15 protein-coding genes are annotated in these 14,994 nt (G+C 72.6%); 8 read left to right on the top strand and 7 right to left on the bottom strand.

From position 1 onward, the window contains the following. Positions 1–4: 4 nt before the first annotated feature. Positions 5–898, bottom strand: a complete 894-nt coding sequence (locus QM792_RS09035) for a DMT family transporter (protein WP_415149338.1) — start codon at positions 896–898, stop codon at positions 5–7. A 31-nt stretch (positions 899–929) separates the two neighbouring features. Continuing rightward, positions 930–2,051: an aromatic ring-hydroxylating oxygenase subunit alpha gene (locus tag QM792_RS09040; protein ID WP_415149339.1), complete on the bottom strand. Its 1,122-nt coding sequence runs from the start codon at positions 2,049–2,051 to the stop codon at positions 930–932. A gap of 168 nt (positions 2,052–2,219) precedes the next feature. On the opposite strand from QM792_RS09040, the gene QM792_RS09045 reads away from it, so the two are divergent. Genes QM792_RS09045 through folE2 form a run of 4 tightly spaced genes read left to right on the top strand, consistent with a single transcriptional unit; the run spans position 2,220 to position 6,093 of the window. Further along, complete coding sequence (locus tag QM792_RS09045; RefSeq protein WP_415149341.1) at positions 2,220–2,465, top strand: exodeoxyribonuclease VII small subunit; 246 nt, start codon at positions 2,220–2,222, stop codon at positions 2,463–2,465. Continuing rightward, the gene (locus QM792_RS09050; protein ID WP_415149342.1) at positions 2,462–3,349 is read left to right on the top strand and encodes a polyprenyl synthetase family protein; all 888 of its coding nucleotides are present in this window, start codon (positions 2,462–2,464) and stop codon (positions 3,347–3,349) included. The genes QM792_RS09045 and QM792_RS09050 overlap by 4 nt, the downstream gene beginning before the upstream one ends. 2 nt (positions 3,350–3,351) lie before the next feature. Further along, positions 3,352–5,244, top strand: coding sequence for a 1-deoxy-D-xylulose-5-phosphate synthase (dxs, locus tag QM792_RS09055; protein ID WP_415149344.1), 1,893 nt, complete (start codon positions 3,352–3,354; stop codon positions 5,242–5,244). Between the two features lie 57 nt (positions 5,245–5,301). Further along, positions 5,302–6,093 (top strand): GTP cyclohydrolase FolE2, encoded by a 792-nt coding sequence (folE2, locus tag QM792_RS09060; RefSeq protein WP_415149346.1) that lies wholly within the window; start codon positions 5,302–5,304, stop codon positions 6,091–6,093. Here the strand turns inward: folE2 and QM792_RS09065 are convergent. The 3 genes from QM792_RS09065 to QM792_RS09075 are packed head-to-tail and all read right to left on the bottom strand — an operon-like array spanning position 6,090 to position 8,639. Beyond that, positions 6,090–6,731, bottom strand: a complete 642-nt coding sequence (locus QM792_RS09065; protein ID WP_415149347.1) for an L-threonylcarbamoyladenylate synthase — start codon at positions 6,729–6,731, stop codon at positions 6,090–6,092. The genes folE2 and QM792_RS09065 overlap by 4 nt on opposite strands. Further along, on the bottom strand, positions 6,731–7,600 hold the full coding sequence (locus QM792_RS09070) for a 3',5'-nucleoside bisphosphate phosphatase (protein WP_415149349.1): 870 nt from the start codon (positions 7,598–7,600) through the stop codon (positions 6,731–6,733). Before QM792_RS09070 ends, QM792_RS09065 begins: the two co-directional genes overlap by 1 nt. 25 nt (positions 7,601–7,625) lie before the next feature. Beyond that, complete coding sequence (locus tag QM792_RS09075; RefSeq protein WP_415149351.1) at positions 7,626–8,639, bottom strand: PQQ-dependent sugar dehydrogenase; 1,014 nt, start codon at positions 8,637–8,639, stop codon at positions 7,626–7,628. Here QM792_RS09075 and QM792_RS09080 point away from each other — a divergent pair. Further along, a complete protein-coding gene (locus QM792_RS09080; protein WP_415149353.1) occupies positions 8,638–9,036 on the top strand; it encodes a hypothetical protein in 399 nt (132 codons plus the stop codon). The two genes, QM792_RS09075 and QM792_RS09080, sit on opposite strands and share 2 nt — an antisense overlap. Before the next feature lie 45 nt (positions 9,037–9,081). Here QM792_RS09080 and recJ read toward each other — a convergent pair whose 3' ends face one another. Next, positions 9,082–10,812, bottom strand: a complete 1,731-nt coding sequence (recJ, locus tag QM792_RS09085) for a single-stranded-DNA-specific exonuclease RecJ (protein WP_415149355.1) — start codon at positions 10,810–10,812, stop codon at positions 9,082–9,084. Beyond that, positions 10,809–11,741, bottom strand: coding sequence for a hypothetical protein (locus QM792_RS09090; RefSeq protein ID WP_415149356.1), 933 nt, complete (start codon positions 11,739–11,741; stop codon positions 10,809–10,811). The genes recJ and QM792_RS09090 overlap by 4 nt, the downstream gene beginning before the upstream one ends. A 40-nt stretch (positions 11,742–11,781) precedes the next feature. On the opposite strand from QM792_RS09090, the gene QM792_RS09095 reads away from it, so the two are divergent. From QM792_RS09095 to QM792_RS09105, 3 genes are read left to right on the top strand one after another with little or no spacing between them, the layout of a single operon-like run. Further along, a complete protein-coding gene (locus QM792_RS09095) occupies positions 11,782–13,035 on the top strand; it encodes a lipoprotein-releasing ABC transporter permease subunit (RefSeq protein WP_415149358.1) in 1,254 nt (417 codons plus the stop codon). After that, complete coding sequence (locus tag QM792_RS09100; RefSeq protein ID WP_415149359.1) at positions 13,028–14,302, top strand: lipoprotein-releasing ABC transporter permease subunit; 1,275 nt, start codon at positions 13,028–13,030, stop codon at positions 14,300–14,302. Before QM792_RS09095 ends, QM792_RS09100 begins: the two co-directional genes overlap by 8 nt. After that, entirely contained in the window at positions 14,295–14,993 is a 699-nt protein-coding gene (locus QM792_RS09105) for an ABC transporter ATP-binding protein (RefSeq protein ID WP_415149361.1), read from the top strand. The genes QM792_RS09100 and QM792_RS09105 overlap by 8 nt, the downstream gene beginning before the upstream one ends. The last annotated feature ends 1 nt before the right edge of the window (position 14,994 follow it).

The raw sequence follows: 14,994 nt of genomic DNA on the forward strand, positions 1-14,994 counted from the left end.
GGTGTCAGCCCTCCAGGGTCGATTGGCGCGCGTCCGGCGGCGCGGTCTGCTGGCGCAGCAACGAGGCGCCCAGCCCCGCGCCGACGATCAGCCCCATGCCGGCCACGGCCATCCAGGTGACGCGGTCGCCGAACAGCGCCACGCCGTAGACGAACGCGAAAGCGATGCCGAGGTACTGCAGGCTGGCGACCACCAGCGTGCGCCCGGTGGCGTAGGCGCGTGTCATCAGCAACTGCGCGACGCTGGCCAGCAGCCCCACCGCCAGCAGGGAGGCCGGGCCTTCGAGCGTGCGGTGCGGCGTGGCGCCGGTCCACAGCATGCTCAGCGCGCCGGCCGCCACGCCGCCGGACGAGAAGTAGAAGACGATGCGGTACTCCGGCTCGCCGGCGCGGCTCAGCGCCGTCACCTGCAGGTAGGCGGTGGCCGCGACCATGCCCGAGAGCAGGCCGATCAGGCCGTGCCAGAGCTGGTCCTGCTCCATGGTCGGGCGCAGGATCAGCGCGACGCCGGCGAAGCCGGCCAGGATGGTGGCGATCAGGCGCGTGTCGACGCGCTGGCCGCCGAGCATGACCGCGCCGCCGACGAGGAACAGCGCCATCCACACCGACGACATGTAGTTCAGCGTCATCGCCGTGGCCAGCGGCAGGTTGCCGATGGCGTAGAACCACAGGCACAAGGCGCTGACGCCGCTGATGCTGCGCCAGAAGTGCATCGCCGGCACGGCGGTGCGCAGCGTGCCGCCCCGCCAGCGCGCCATCGCGCCCATCAGGGCCATGCCGAGCAGGCCGCGGTAGAAGACGATCTCGCCGGTGGCGTAGTGGGCCGAAGCCAGCTTGACGCACACGCCCATCGTCGCGAACAGCAGCGACGCCACGACCATCAACCAGGGAGCAGACATGCGGGCGATTGTGCCCGCAGGCCTGCGGCGTTCAGCCCTTCAGCCTGTCGCCCATCGTCCTGCGGTACCACTCGTGGAAGTGCTGCATGCCGTCTTCCATCGGGCTCTGGTAGGGGCCGACCTCGTCGTCGCCGCGCTCCAGCAGCGCGCGGCGGCCGGCGTCCATGCGCTCGCCGATCTCGTCGTCCTCCTTGCAGGTCTCCCAGTAGGCGGCCTGCTCGGCCTCGATGAACTCGCGCTCGAAGGCGGCGATCTCCTCGGGGTAGTAGAACTCCACCATGTTGAGCGTCTTGGTCGGGCCCTTGGGCAGCAGCGTGGAGACCACCAGCACGTGCGGATACCACTCGACCATGGTCGTCGGGTAGTAGGTCAGCCAGATCGCGCCGTGGCGCGGCGGCTTGCCGTCGCGGTAGGCGAGCAGGGCCTCGTGCCACTTGCGGTAGGCCGCCGAGCCGGCCTTGGCGGCCAGCGCCTGGTTGGGGCCGACGGTCTGCACCGAGTGGTGCCGGCCGAACTCCCAGCGCAGGTCTGCGCAGGTGACGAAGCCGCCCAGCCCGGGGTGGAAGGGCGCGACGTGGTAGTCCTCGAGGTAGACCTCGATGAAGGTCTTCCAGTTGTAGTTGCACTCGTGCAGGTGCACGCTGTCGAACACGTAGCCCGAGAAGTCGAGGTCGGCCTTGGGGCCCAGGCGCGCCAGGTCGGCGTTGACGTCGCGCCCGCCGGCCTCGAACAGCAGGCCGTTCCAGTTCTGCACCGGGTAGTTGCGCAGGTTCAGGCAGGGGTCGTCGGCGAAGTGCGGCGCGCCCAGCAGCTTGCCGCCGGTGTCGTAGGTCCAGCGGTGCAGCGGGCAGACGATGTTGCTGCCGGTGTGGCCGCGGCCGCGCAGCATCAGCGCCTGGCGGTGCCGGCAGACGTTGGACACCAGCTCGATGCCCTTGGGCGTGCGCACCAGCACGCGCCCCTCGCCCTCCTGCGGCAGGGCGTGGAAATCCCCCACTTCGGGCACCGCCAGCTCGTGCCCGAGGTAGCGCGCACCGGACTCGAAGATCAGCGCCATCTCGTGCCGGTACAACTCGGCATCGAAATAGGTGGAGACGGAAAGCTGCGAGCGGCTGCGCTGCAGCGCCTCGATCGGGACGCTCAGGTCGGACATGATCCCCAGGATCTCCAAAAACCGATGTCGAACCGCCACCCCGGCGCGCCGGACGTGGGCCTTCGGTCACCGCGGTCTGCGGCGGGCCGCGGATTGTACCCAGGGGGGGTGACCGGGCATGAAAGCCGCACCGGCGTGCTGACTACAATCGCGCCTTCAGGATTGCGCATGGCAAAAAGCTCGACATCCCCCGCCCACGCTGCCGCCGCGCCGGCCAGCTACGAAGACGCCCTGCGCGAGCTGGAAGGCCTCGTCGCCGGCATGGAGGGCGGCCAGTTGCCGCTCGACCAGATGCTGGCCGGCTACCGCCGCGGCGCCGAGCTGCTGGCCTTCTGCCGCGGCAAGCTCGAGGCGGTCGAGGCGCAGGTCAAGGTTCTCGAGGACGGGCAGCTCAAGCCCTGGATCTCCGGATGAGGCTGCAGCAATTCGACGCCTGGGCCGCGCAGGAGCTGGCCACGGTCGAGTCCGCGTTGTCGGCCTGGGTGCCGGCCGACGCGCCGGCCGGCCTGGGCGACGCGATGCGCTACGGCGTGCTCGACGGCGGCAAGCGCGTGCGCCCGCTGCTGGTGCTGGCCGCCGCGCAAACCGTCGACGGCGAGCGCGAGGCGGCGCTGCGCGCGGCCTGCGCGGTCGAGCTGATCCACGCCTATTCGCTGGTGCACGACGACATGCCCTGCATGGACGACGACGTGCTGCGCCGCGGCAAGCCCACCGTGCACGTGAAATACGGCGAGGCGCAGGCCATGCTGGCCGGCGACGCCATGCAGGCGCTGGCCTTCGAGGTGCTGACGCCCGACGCGGGCGTCGCGCCGGCCTTGCAGGCGCGCCTGTGCTCGCTGCTGGCGCGCGCCGCCGGCCAGGCCGGCATGGCCGGCGGCCAGGCCATCGACCTGGCCAGCGTCGGCCAGCCGCTGAGCGAGCAGCAACTGCGCGACATGCACCGCCGCAAGACCGGCGCGCTGCTGCGCGCCAGCGTGCTGATGGGCGCCGCCTGCGGCCCGGTGGGCGCGGCGGCGTGGGAGGCGCTGGGCCGCTACGGCGACGCCATCGGCCTGGCCTTCCAGGTGGTCGACGACATCCTCGACGTGACCCAGGCCTCCGAGACGCTCGGCAAGACCGCCGGCAAGGACCTGGACAACAACAAGCCGACCTACGTCAGCGTGCTCGGACTGGAGCGCGCCCGCGCCCATGCCCAGGAGTTGCGCGCGCAGGCCCACGCGGCGCTGGCGCGCAGCGGCCTGGCCGACACCAGCGCGCTGGCGCTGCTGGCCGACAAGGTGGTCGAACGGGACAACTGACGATGAACTACCTGCTGCTGCCGAACATCAACAGCCCGGCCGAGCTGCGCAAGCTCTCGCGCCTGGAGCTCAAGCAGCTCGCCGCCGAGCTGCGCGACTACGTGCTGACCAGCGTCTCCAAGACCGGCGGCCACCTGTCGTCCAACCTCGGCACGGTGGAGCTGACGATCGCGCTGCACTACGTGTTCGACACGCCGAACGACAGGCTGGTGTGGGACGTGGGCCACCAGACCTATCCGCACAAGGTGCTGACCGGCCGGCGCGAGCGCATGGGCACGCTGCGCCAGTACGGCGGCCTGTCGGGCTTCCCGCGCCGCGACGAGAGCGAGTACGACACCTTCGGCACCGCGCACTCGTCGACCTCGATCTCCGCCGCGCTCGGCATGGCCACCGCCGCGCAGGCCAAGGGCGAGAACCGCCACGCGGTGGCGATCATCGGCGACGGCGCGATGACCGCCGGCATGGCCTTCGAGGCGCTGAACAACGCCGGCATGCCGCACGTCGGCCACGTGCCCCGGCTGCTGGTGGTGCTCAACGACAACGACATGTCGATCAGCCCGCCGGTGGGCGCGTTGAACAAGCACCTGGCGCGGCTGATGAGCGGCAAGTTCTACGCCGCCGCGCGCGAGGGCGCGAAGAACGTGCTGAAGAACGCGCCGCCGCTGTTCGAGCTGGCGCGCCGCTTCGAGGAGCACGCCAAGGGCATGGTCGTGCCCGGCACGATCTTCGAGGAGTTCGGCTTCAACTACGTCGGCCCGATCGACGGCCACGACCTCGACGCGCTGATCCCGACGCTGGAGAACCTGCGCGACAAGCCCGGCGCGCAGTTCCTGCACGTGGTCACCAAGAAGGGCTACGGCTACAAGCTCGCCGAGGCCGACCCGGTGAAGTACCACGGCCCCACGCCCTTCGACCCGGCGCAGGGCATCCAGAAGCCGGCGGTGCCGCCCAAGACCACCTTCACGCAGGTGTTCGGCCAGTGGCTGTGCGACATGGCCGAGGCCGACAAGCGCCTGGTCGGCATCACGCCGGCGATGCGCGAGGGCTCGGGCATGGTGGAGTTCCACAAGCGCTTCCCCGAGCGCTACTTCGACGTCGGCATCGCCGAGCAGCATGCGGTGACCTTCGCCGCCGGCCTGGCCTGCGAGGGGCTCAAGCCGGTGGTGGCGATCTATTCCACCTTCCTGCAGCGCGCCTACGACCAGTTGATCCACGACGTGGCGCTGCAGAAGCTGCCGGTGGTGTTCGCGCTCGACCGCGCCGGCATCGTCGGCGCCGACGGCGCGACGCACGCGGGCGCCTACGACATCGCCTTCCTGCGCTGCATCCCGAACATGAGCGTGCTGACGCCGGCCGACGAGAACGAGTGCCGCCAGGCGCTGTACACCGCCTTCCTGCAAGACCACCCGGTGGCGGTGCGCTACCCGCGCGGCAGCGGCGCCGGCGTGGCCGTCGAGACGGCGATGACGGCGCTGCCCTTCGGCCGGGGCGAGGTGCGCCGGCGCGGCTCGCGCATCGCGATCCTCGCCTTCGGCACGCTGCTGTACCCGGCGCTGGCGGCGGCGGACAAGCTAGACGCCACGGTGGCCAACATGCGCTTCGCCAAGCCGCTCGATGTCGCCTTGGTGACGGAGCTGGCGAAGAGCCACGACGCCATCGTCACGGTGGAAGAGGGCTGCACGATGGGCGGCGCCGGCAGCGCCGTGCTGGAAGCGCTGGCCGCGGCCGGCCTGCAAACCCCGGTGCTGACGCTGGGCCTGCCCGACGAATTCATCGAGCACGGCGACCCGGCCAAGCTGCTGGCGCTGTGCGGGCTCGACGCCGCGGGCATAGAGCAGTCCATCCTCAAGCGCTTCGGCGCCAAGCCGGCGCTGGTGCGCGCGGTGAACCACTGAACTCCGTCCATAACCTTCCTCGCCCGCTGGGGCGCGATTGATGCGATCCTTGCGCCCATGAGCAACCTGAAGGACGCCCTGCACATCCCCGACACGCAAAGCGAGCGTGACGAGCGCCACCTGGCGATCCAGCGCGTCGGCGTGCGCGGCGTGCGCTACCCGATGCAGTTGCGCCTGGGCGCGGCCGAACTCGCCACCGTGGCCGACTGGGATCTCGACGTCGCGCTGCCGGCCGAGCAGAAGGGCACGCACATGTCGCGCTTCGTCGCGTGGCTGGAGTCGCTCGACCGCGCGCTCGACGCCGCCGAGCTGCGCCGCCAGATGGGCGTGATGCTGGAGAAGCTGCATGCGGCCAGCGGCCGCATCGAGGCGCGCTTCCCGTTCTTCCTGCGCAAGCGCGCGCCGGTGTCGGGCGTCGAGAGCCTGCTCGAATACCAGGGCCGCTGGATCGTCGAGGCGGCGAACGGCGCGGTGGCGGTGTGGGCCGAGGCGGTGGTGCCGGTCAAGAGCCTGTGCCCCTGCTCGAAGGAGATCTCCGACTACGGTGCGCACAACCAGCGTTCGCACGTCACGGTGCGCGTCGAACTGCTCGGCGAGATGCCGTGGCAGGAACTGGTGCGCTTCGCGGAAGACTCCGCCTCCAGCGAGATCTGGCCGATGCTCAAGCGCGCCGACGAGAAGTGGGTCACCGAGCGTGCCTACGAGAACCCGAAGTTCGTCGAGGACCTGGTGCGCGACGTGGCGCTGCGCCTGAACGCCGACCCGCGCGTCGGCCGCTACGTGGTGGACGTGGAGAACTTCGAGTCCATCCACGCGCACAGCGCGGTCGCCCGCATCGAGCGAAGCTAGTCGGCCTCTTCCAGCGCGAGGCCCAGCAGCGCCGGGTCGCCGCGCCCGGCGCGCACCAGCGCCGGCGCGTCGCCGGTGAGATCGACCACCGTGGTCGGCTGCATCGGGCAGGCGCCGGCGTCGACCACCGCCTGCAGCAGCTTCTGGAAACGCTCGCGGATCTCGTGCGGGTCGTTCATCGGCTCGCTCTCGCCGGGCGCGATCAGCGTGGTCGCGATCAGCGGCTGGCCCAACTGCTCCAGCAGCGCCTGCGTCACGGCGTGTTCGGGCACGCGCAGGCCGATGGTGCGGCGCGAGGGGTGCGACAGCCGCCGCGGCACCTCCTTGGTGGCTTCCAGGATGAAGGTGAAGGGCCCGGGCGTGCCGAGCTTGAGCAGCCGGTACTGGCGGTTGTCGACGCGCGCGTAGCTGGCCAGCTCGCTCAGGTCGCGGCACAGCAGCGTCAGGTGGTGCCGGTCGTCGACGCCGCGGATGCGCCGCAGCGCCTCGGCGGCGGCCTTGTCGTCGAGGTGGCACACCAGCGCGTAGCTGGAGTCGGTGGGGATCGCCACCACGCCGCCGCCGTGCAGTATCTGCACCGCCTGCTTGAGCAGGCGCGGCTGCGGGTTGTCGGGGTGGACCTCGAAGTACTGCGACATCAATGCGCGCGCTGGATGCGCTCTGCTAGCCAGTCCCACACCGGCGTCAGCCGCGCCGGCAGCGCCGGCAGCGCGCCGAGGTCGGTGTGGCTCTCGTCGGGGCTGTGGAAATCGCTGCCGCGCGAGGCCGCCAGGCCGTATTCGAGCGCGGTCTCGGCGTAGCGCACCACCTCGGCGGCGCTGTGGCTGCCGGTGACGACCTCGACGCCGCGCCCGCCGTGCGCGATGAATTCGGTGAACAGGGCGTGCTCCTCGTTGGCTGTGAAGCGGTAGCGCGCCGGATGCGCGATCACCGCCAGCCCGCCGGCGTCGGTGATCCAGCGCACCGCGTCGCGCAGGCTGGCCCAGCGGTGCGGCACGAAACCCGGCTTGCCCTCGGTGAGGAAGCGGCGGAACACCTCGTTGGTGTCGGCGCACACGCCGGTCTCGACGAGATGGCGGGCGAAGTGCGTGCGCGAGATCAGCTCGGGGTTGGAAACGTACTTCAGCGCGCCCTCGAAAGCGCCCGGGATGCCGGCCCTGGCCAGGCCCCCGGCCATTTCCAGCGCACGCTCGCGGCGCCCGCCGCGCGTGGCCGCCAGGCCTTGTTGCAGCGCGCCGTCGTCGGCGTCGAAACCGAGGCCGACGATGTGCACCGTCTGGCCGCAGAAGCTCACCGAGATCTCCACGCCGCTGAGGTAGGGCAGACCGAGCGCGCGCGCCGCCTCGGCCGCGCCGTGCTGGCCGCCGAGCTCGTCGTGATCGGTCAGCGCCCACAGCTCGACGCCGTGATCCTTGGCGCGCTGCGCCAGCGCCTGCGGGCTCAGCGTGCCGTCGGAGACGCAGGAGTGGCAGTGCAGGTCGGCGTTCATCCAGGGGCTCGGGTGCATCGAGCCCTGGATTGTAGAGACGCCCTCAGCGCGCGATGCGCACGATGCGTCCGCCGCCGCCGTCGGTGAGCGCGTAGAGCGCGCCGTCCGGGCCCTGGCGCACGTCGCGGATGCGCGTCGAGAGCTGGCCGAGCGAGAGCTTCTCGCGCGCCGTGATGGAGGTGTTGTTGCTGCCGAGCGTGAGGCGCCACACGCCGGTGCCGGCCAGCGCGCCCATGAAGAGGTTGCCTTTCCACTCCGGGAGCAGGTCGCCGGTGTAGAAGGCCATGCCCGAGGGCGCCTGCGAGGTCGGCACCCAGTAGGCCAGTGGCTCGACGTAGGCCGGCGCGTGCTTGCCCTCTGTGCCGCCGATGCGGCAACTGGTGTTGTCGCTGCCCGGGTAGCTGGCGCCGTAGTCGCAGCCGTAGCTGACATTGGGCCAGCCGTAGTTCTGCCCGGCGCGCGAGATGTTGATCTCGTCGCCGCCCTGCGGGCCGTGCTCGCAGACCCACAGCTCGCCGGTCGTCGGGTGCAGCGCCGCGCCCTGCGGGTTGCGGTGGCCGTAGCTCCAGATGCCGGGCAGCGCGCCGGCGAGGCTGGGGTTGCCGGCCGGGATGGAGCCGTCGCGGTTGATGCGCACCACCTTGCCCAGCGTCTTGCCCAGGTCTTGCGCCGGGCTGCCCTGCTGGCGCTCGCCCAGCGTGATGAACAACGTCTTGTCGCCGCGGAACACCAGGCGCGAGCCGAAATGGCCGTCGCCGTTCACCTTGGGGCTCTGCCGGAAGATCACCGCGAGGTTCTGCAAGGCCGTGCCGGCCAGTTGCGCACGCGCCACCGCGGTGCCGGCGCCGCCGGTGCCGGCTTCGGAGTAGCTGAAGTAGACCCACGGCGTGGTGCCGAAGTCGGGGTCGATCGCCACGTCGAGCAGGCCGCCCTGGCCGCTGCTGGCCACGGCCGGCAGGCCGCTCACCGGTGTCTTGGTCTTGCCGTCGGCGCTGACGATCAGCATGCCGCCGGCCTTGAGCGTGACGAGCAGCCGGCCGTCGGGCAGGAAAGCCATGCCCCAGCCGCTGTCGATGCCGGTGGCGAAGTTGCTCGCGCTGATCGCGCCGGAGGGCGGCGGAGCGGGCGGCGGCGGGGCCGGGGGAGGCGGCGCAGGCGGGGGCGGCGCAGGCGGGGGCGGCGCGGGAGGCGGCGGCGACGGCGGCGTCGGCGACGGGGGCGTCGGCGCGGGCGGTGTCGGCGCGGGCGGTGTCGGCGCGGGCGGCGGCGGGGCCGGCTCATTCCCCGTGGGCGGCGGCGCCGCGTTGCTGCCGCCGCCGCAGGCGGCCGTGCCGCCGCCGGCCAGCGCCAGCAGCCAGGCGAGCGTGGTGCGGCGGTCGGGATGCATTGCCTCGTCGTTCATGGCGGTGGGCTCCAGCGGCAGCGAATCCGCGCAGTATCGCCACGCGCGATGACCCTGGCGCTACCAGTTGAAACCGCTGCGGCGGCGCATCAGCGTGTCAGCGCGCCTCGTCGCAGCCCTCGATCACCATCTGCACACGCTCGCGGCCGTTGAACTCGTCGACGCTGAGCCGGTAGGCGAGCCGCGCGCGCGCGCCCAGCGGCTCGCTGCGGCCGAACCAGATCGCGTCGCGCAGCGCGCCGCCGTGGCGCACGGCGAGCTTGAGGTGGCGCTCGCCGACCAGGCGCTGCGAGACGATCTCGACCTCGTCGCAGAACACCGGCGGCTCGAAGGCCTGGCCCCACACCTGCGCGTCCAGCGCGCGCACCGTGGCGGCGTCGAACTGCGCCGGCTCCAGCGGCCCGTCGGTCAGCAGCGTGCGCGCCAGCGTGGCGGCGTCCAGCGATTCGCGCGCCACCTGCTCGAAGGCGGCGGCGAAGGTCGGCAGGCCGGCCTCGGCGAGCGTCGCGCCGGCCGCCATCGCGTGGCCGCCGAAGCGGCGCAGCAGGCCGGGGTGGCGCTTGCTGACCAGGTCGAGCGCGTCGCGCAGGTGAAAGCCTGGGATCGAGCGGCCCGAGCCCTTCAGCAGCCCGTCCTGCCCGCGCGCGAACACGAAGGTCGGGCGGTGCACGCGGTCTTTCAATCGCGCCGCGACGATGCCGACCACGCCCTCGTGGAAACCTTCGTCGAAGATCGCCAGCGCGGCCGGCGCGTCGCCTTTGGGCATCAGCGCCTCCAGCATCGCCTCGGCCTGCTCGCGCATGCCCGACTCCAGCTCGCGGCGCTCGCGGTTGATGCCGTCCAGTGTCTTCGCCAATTCGGCGGCGTGCGCGGCGTCGTCGGTCAGCAGGCACTCGATGCCCAGCGTCATGTCGGCCAGCCGGCCGGCGGCGTTGATGCGCGGCCCGAGCGCGAAGCCGAAGTCGAAGGCGCTGGCGCGGCGCGCGTCGCGTCCGGCGGCGGCGAACAGCGCGGCCAGCCCGGCGTGCAGGCGCCCGGCGCGGATGCGGCGCAGGCCCTGCGCCACCAGGCGGCGGTTGTTGGCGTCCAGCCTGACCACGTCGGCCACCGTGCCCAGCGCCACCAGGTCGAGCAGCGCGTCCAGGCGCGGCTGCGACTCGGCGCTGAAGGCGCCGCGCTCGCGCAGCTCGCCGCGCAGCGCCAGCAGCACGTAGAACATCACGCCGACGCCCGCGAGGTTCTTGCTCGCGAAGCCGCAGCCCGGCTGGTTGGGGTTCACGATCACGTCGGCCTCGGGCAGCACGACGCGCCCATCCTGCTGCGCCGGCAGGTGGTGGTCGGTGACCAGCACCGCGATGCCCTGGGCGCGCGCATGCGCCACGCCTTCCAGGCTGGCGATGCCGTTGTCCACCGTCAGCAGCAGAGCGGGGCGCTGCGCGGCGGCGAGGTCGACGATCGCCGGCGTCAGCCCGTAGCCGTGCACCGCGCGGTCCGGCACCACGTAGGCCAGCGCCTCGCGCGGCATGCCCAGCAGCGCCAGGCCGCGGATCGCCACCGCGCAGGCGGTGGCGCCGTCGCAGTCGTAGTCGGCGACGATGCAGATGCGCTCGCGCCGTTCGATGGCGTCGGCGAGCCGCTTCGCCGCGTCGGCCGCGCCGGCCAGCGTGGCCGGCGGCAGCAGGCGGGCCAGGCCGTCGTCGAGTTCGTCGGCGCTCTTCACGCCGCGCGCGGCGAACAGGCGCGCCAGCAGCGTCGGCACGCCGGCCTGTTCGAGCGCCCACACCGTGCGCGGCGGCGCCTCGCGGCGCGTGATCGTGAGTGCGCTCACAAGGCCTCCAGCACGTCGGCCGGCGTGGGGTGCGAGAAGCGCCGCTTCAGCGCCGTCCACCACGAGCCGCCGGCTGGGTGGGCCAAGCGCTGCGCGAAGCGCTCGCCGGCCAGCGTCAGCGCGACCGGCGCGCCGTGCCCGGCCGCCTCGGCCAGCGGCGCCAGCGCCTGCGCGTCGAGCGTGCGCCAGGCCTCGGCCCAGGCGGCCCAGTCCTCGGCCAGCAGCGGCGCGCGCAGGCGCGCGTCGACCGTCGTCGTGTCGCCGCCGTCGGGCTGCCAGCGGCCGCAGCCGCTGATCCAGAAGGAATTGACCGCCAGCGCGCCGCGCGCCTCGCGCGCTTCGTTGATCGGGTGGGTGTACAGCAGCATCTGCACCTCGTTCTGCAGGCGGCGCAGCAGGCGTGCCTCGCGCCCCTCGGGCAGCCAGCGGTCGACGTTGCGGCCGATCGCGCGGTCGAGCGACGCGGTCGGCAGCCCGGCCAGGCTCTCGTGCGCCGCATACCAGCGCAGCGGCGCGCCCCAGGCGAGCGCGAAGCCCTCGCTCTCGAACAACGCGCGCACGGCGTCGAGCAGCGCGCGCGACTCGGCCTCGTCGAGCTGCAGGGCCTGCGGATCGGTGAGCACGATCTCGTCGCGCCCGACGTGCCAGTGCACCGGCGTGAGCAGCCCCCAGGCGAGGTCCAGCACCTCGATGCCGTCTTCGCGCGCCGCCTGCGCGGCGAACGGCAGCGCGCCGGCGCCGCCCTGCCAGCCGCGCGCGGCGGCCAGCGCGGCTTCGTGCGGCGGGGTCAGGCTGTACTCGTCGGTGCCGAGGCGCGCGGCCGGCGCCAGCAGCGCGAGCAGGCGGTCCAGGTTCGGCAGGCTCAGGTCGCGGACCGTGTGCCGGCCCGCCTCCGACAGGGCCGATGCGAACGGAACGAGCAGGTGCATCGCACGATTATCCGGTGTGCTCGGGTAGCATGCGCCCGACATGAACTGGCCCTACGAACTGCAGATCGGCTGGCGCTACACCCGCACGGGCCGCACGGGGCGGCGCAACGGCTTCATCTCGTTCATCTCGGCGGTGTCGATGGCCGGCATCGCGCTCGGCGTGGCCGCGTTGATCATCGTGCTGTCGGTGATGAACGGCTTCCAGAAGGAGGTGCGCGACCGCATGCTGTCGGTGATCGCGCACGTCGAGGTGCACGCGGCGGGCGACGCCGCGCTGCCCGACTGGCGCATCGTCGCCGCGCAGGCGCGCAAGCATCCGCAGGTGATAGGCGCGGCGCCCTTCGTCGCGGCGCAGGGGCTGGTCTCGCACGGCGAGGCGATGCGCGGCACGCTGGTGCGCGGCATCTCGCCCGACGACGAAGCGAGCGTGACGCCGCTGGCCGCGAAGCTGCGCAGCGAGATCGACCGCCTCGCGCCCGGCGGCTGGAACGTGCTGCTCGGCGCCGACCTGGCGCGCGGCCTGGGCGTGCGCGAGGGCGACAAGGTGGCGCTGGTCACCCCCGGCGGGCAGGTCACGCCGGCCGGCGTGGTGCCGCGCCTGAAGCAACTCACCGTGGCGGGCACCTTCGAGTCCGGCCACGCGGAGTACGACACCGGCCTGGTGCTGATGCACCTCGACGACGCGGCGCGCCTGTTCCGCGTCGGCGGGCCCACCGGCGTGCAACTGCGGCTGAAGGACGTGCAGGCCGCGCGCAGCGTCGCCGACGAGCTGGCGCGCAGCTTCGGCCCCGGCTACGAGCTGCGCGACTGGACGCGCAGCAACCGCGCCTGGTTCGACGCGGTGCAGGTCGAGAAGCGGCTGATGTTCATCATCCTGACGCTGATCGTCGCGGTGGCGGCCTTCAACCTCGTCTCGACGCTGGTGATGACGGTCACCGACAAGCGCGCCGACATCGCCATCCTGCGCACGCTGGGCGCCAGTCCGCGCTCGGTGATGGGCGTGTTCATGGTGCAGGGCGCCACCGCCGGCACGATAGGCACGCTGGCCGGCGTGCTGGTGGGCACGCTGGTGGCCCTGCACATCGACACCATCGTGCCGGCGATCGAGCGGGCGCTGGGCGTCGCCTTCCTGCCCGGCAGCGTCTACGTGATCAGCCGCATGCCGAGCGACCCGCAGCGCGCCGACATCGTGCCGATCGCGCTGATCTCGCTGCTGCTGGCCTTCGTCGCCACGCTCTACCCGAGCTGGCGCGCCAGCCGCGTGCAACCCGCCCAGGCGCTGCGTTATGAGTAGTGAACGCCGCCAGCCCTACGAGCTGCAGATCGGCGTGCGCTACCTGCGCGCGGCGCGCGGCGGGCGCCCGGACGGAAACGACAGCGGCTTCATCTCCTTCATCGCCGGCGTGGCGATGCTGGGCATCGCGCTGGGCGTGGCGGCGCTGATCGTGGTGCTGTCGGTGATGAACGGCTTCAGCCGCGAGGTGCGCGAGCGCATGCTGTCGGTGATCGCGCACGTGCAGGTGTTCGAGGCCGACGGCCGCGCGCTGCCCGACTGGCAGGCCACCGCCGCGCTCGCGAAGCGCGAACCCGAGGTGGTCGCGGTGGCGCCCTTCGTCGCCGCGCAGGCGCTGCTCGGCCGCGGCGACGAATTGCAGCCGGCGCTGCTGCGCGGCATCGACGTGGAGGCCGAGGCTCGGGTGTCCGACCTGGCCGCGCGGCTGCACGACGAGGTGCTGGCGACGTTGCAGCCCGGCGCCGGCCAGGTGGTGCTGGGCGCCGAGCTGGCGCGCAAGCTGTCGGCCCGGGCCGGCCAGCGCGTCACGCTGGTGCTGCCCGACTCGGCCAAGCCCGGCGGCGTGCCGCGCCTGCTGCCGCTGACGGTGGCCGGCACCTTCGAGGCCGGCCACTACGAGTACGACAGCACGATGGCGCTGATGCGTCTGGACGACGCGCGCGCGCTGCTCGGCCTGGCCGGCCCCAGCGGGCTGCAACTGCGCCTGGCCGATCGCGACCGCGCCGGCGAGGTCGGCTGGCGCCTGGCCGGCGAGCTGGGCCCCGGCCTCGTCGTCAGCGACTGGACGCGCACCAACCGCTCCTGGTTCGAGTCGGTGCAGATCCAGAAGCGCATGCTGTTCCTGATCCTCGCGCTGATCGTCGCGGTGGCGGCCTTCAACCTCGTCTCGATGCTGGTGATGACGGTGACCGACAAGCAATCCGACATCGCCATCCTGCGCACGCTGGGCGCGACGCCGCGCTCCATCATGGGCATCTTCGTCGTGCAGGGCGCGGCCTCGGGCGTGATCGGTACGCTGGCCGGGCTGCTGATCGGCCTCGTCGTCGCCTTCAACGTCGGCCGCATCGTGCCGGCCATCGAGGCCCTGCTGGGCAGCACGCTGCTGCCGGCCAACATCTACCTGATCGACCACATGCCGAGCGAACCGCGCCTGTCCGACATCGTGCCCATCGTGCTGATCTCGCTGCTGCTGGCCTTCGTCGCCACGCTCTACCCGAGCTGGCGCGCCAGCCGCGTGCAACCCGCCCAGGCGCTGCGCCATGAGTGACACGAACCCCGTCGCCGCCGAGGCCATCGTGCAGGCGAACAACCTGAGCAAGCGCTTCAGCGAGGGCGGGCTCGACGTGCCGGTGCTGCACGGCATAGCCCTGGCCGTGCGGCGGGGCGAGACGGTGGCGGTGGTCGGCGCCTCGGGCTCGGGCAAGAGCACGCTGCTGCACCTGCTCGGCGGCCTGGAGGCGCCCACCAGCGGCACCGTGCTGCTGGCCGGGCGCAACCTCGCGTCGCTGGGCCCGGCCGAGCAGGGGCAGTGGCGCAACCAGCACCTCGGCTTCGTCTACCAGTTCCACCACCTGCTGCCGGAGTTCACCGCGCTCGACAACGTCGCGATGCCGCTGCGCATACGCCGCCAGGGCATCGCCGAAGCGCGCGAGCGCGCCGCGGCCGTGCTGGCGCAGGTGGGCCTGGCGCAGCGCACGCTGCACCGGCCGGCGCAGCTCTCCGGCGGCGAGCGCCAGCGCGTGGCGATCGCGCGCGCGCTGGCCGGCGCCCCGGGCTGCGTGCTGGCCGACGAGCCCACCGGCAACCTGGACCGCGACACCGCCGACGCCGTGTTCGCGCTGATGCTCGAACTGGCGCGCGGCCAGGGCACCGCCTTCGTGCTGGTGACGCACGACGAGGCGCTGGCGCGGCGCTGCGACCGCGTGCTGCGGCTGGTGAAGGGGCGCTTCGAGGGCTGAG

It is taken from the genome of Piscinibacter sp. (genome assembly GCF_047600445.1).
Lineage (GTDB): Bacteria > Pseudomonadota > Gammaproteobacteria > Burkholderiales > Burkholderiaceae_C > Piscinibacter.

Coding starts and splice junctions, on each gene's coding strand:
- QM792_RS09035 (WP_415149338.1), bottom strand. CDS start 898: ATGTCTGCTCCCTGGTTGATGGTCGTGGCGTCGCTGCTGTTCGCGACG.
- QM792_RS09040 (WP_415149339.1), bottom strand. CDS start 2,051: ATGTCCGACCTGAGCGTCCCGATCGAGGCGCTGCAGCGCAGCCGCTCG.
- QM792_RS09045 (WP_415149341.1), top strand. CDS start 2,220: ATGGCAAAAAGCTCGACATCCCCCGCCCACGCTGCCGCCGCGCCGGCC.
- QM792_RS09050 (WP_415149342.1), top strand. CDS start 2,462: ATGAGGCTGCAGCAATTCGACGCCTGGGCCGCGCAGGAGCTGGCCACG.
- dxs (WP_415149344.1), top strand. CDS start 3,352: ATGAACTACCTGCTGCTGCCGAACATCAACAGCCCGGCCGAGCTGCGC.
- folE2 (WP_415149346.1), top strand. CDS start 5,302: ATGAGCAACCTGAAGGACGCCCTGCACATCCCCGACACGCAAAGCGAG.
- QM792_RS09065 (WP_415149347.1), bottom strand. CDS start 6,731: ATGTCGCAGTACTTCGAGGTCCACCCCGACAACCCGCAGCCGCGCCTG.
- QM792_RS09070 (WP_415149349.1), bottom strand. CDS start 7,600: ATGCACCCGAGCCCCTGGATGAACGCCGACCTGCACTGCCACTCCTGC.
- QM792_RS09080 (WP_415149353.1), top strand. CDS start 8,638: ATGCCCCAGCCGCTGTCGATGCCGGTGGCGAAGTTGCTCGCGCTGATC.
- QM792_RS09075 (WP_415149351.1), bottom strand. CDS start 8,639: ATGGCTTTCCTGCCCGACGGCCGGCTGCTCGTCACGCTCAAGGCCGGC.
- QM792_RS09090 (WP_415149356.1), bottom strand. CDS start 11,741: ATGCACCTGCTCGTTCCGTTCGCATCGGCCCTGTCGGAGGCGGGCCGG.
- QM792_RS09095 (WP_415149358.1), top strand. CDS start 11,782: ATGAACTGGCCCTACGAACTGCAGATCGGCTGGCGCTACACCCGCACG.
- QM792_RS09100 (WP_415149359.1), top strand. CDS start 13,028: ATGAGTAGTGAACGCCGCCAGCCCTACGAGCTGCAGATCGGCGTGCGC.
- QM792_RS09105 (WP_415149361.1), top strand. CDS start 14,295: ATGAGTGACACGAACCCCGTCGCCGCCGAGGCCATCGTGCAGGCGAAC.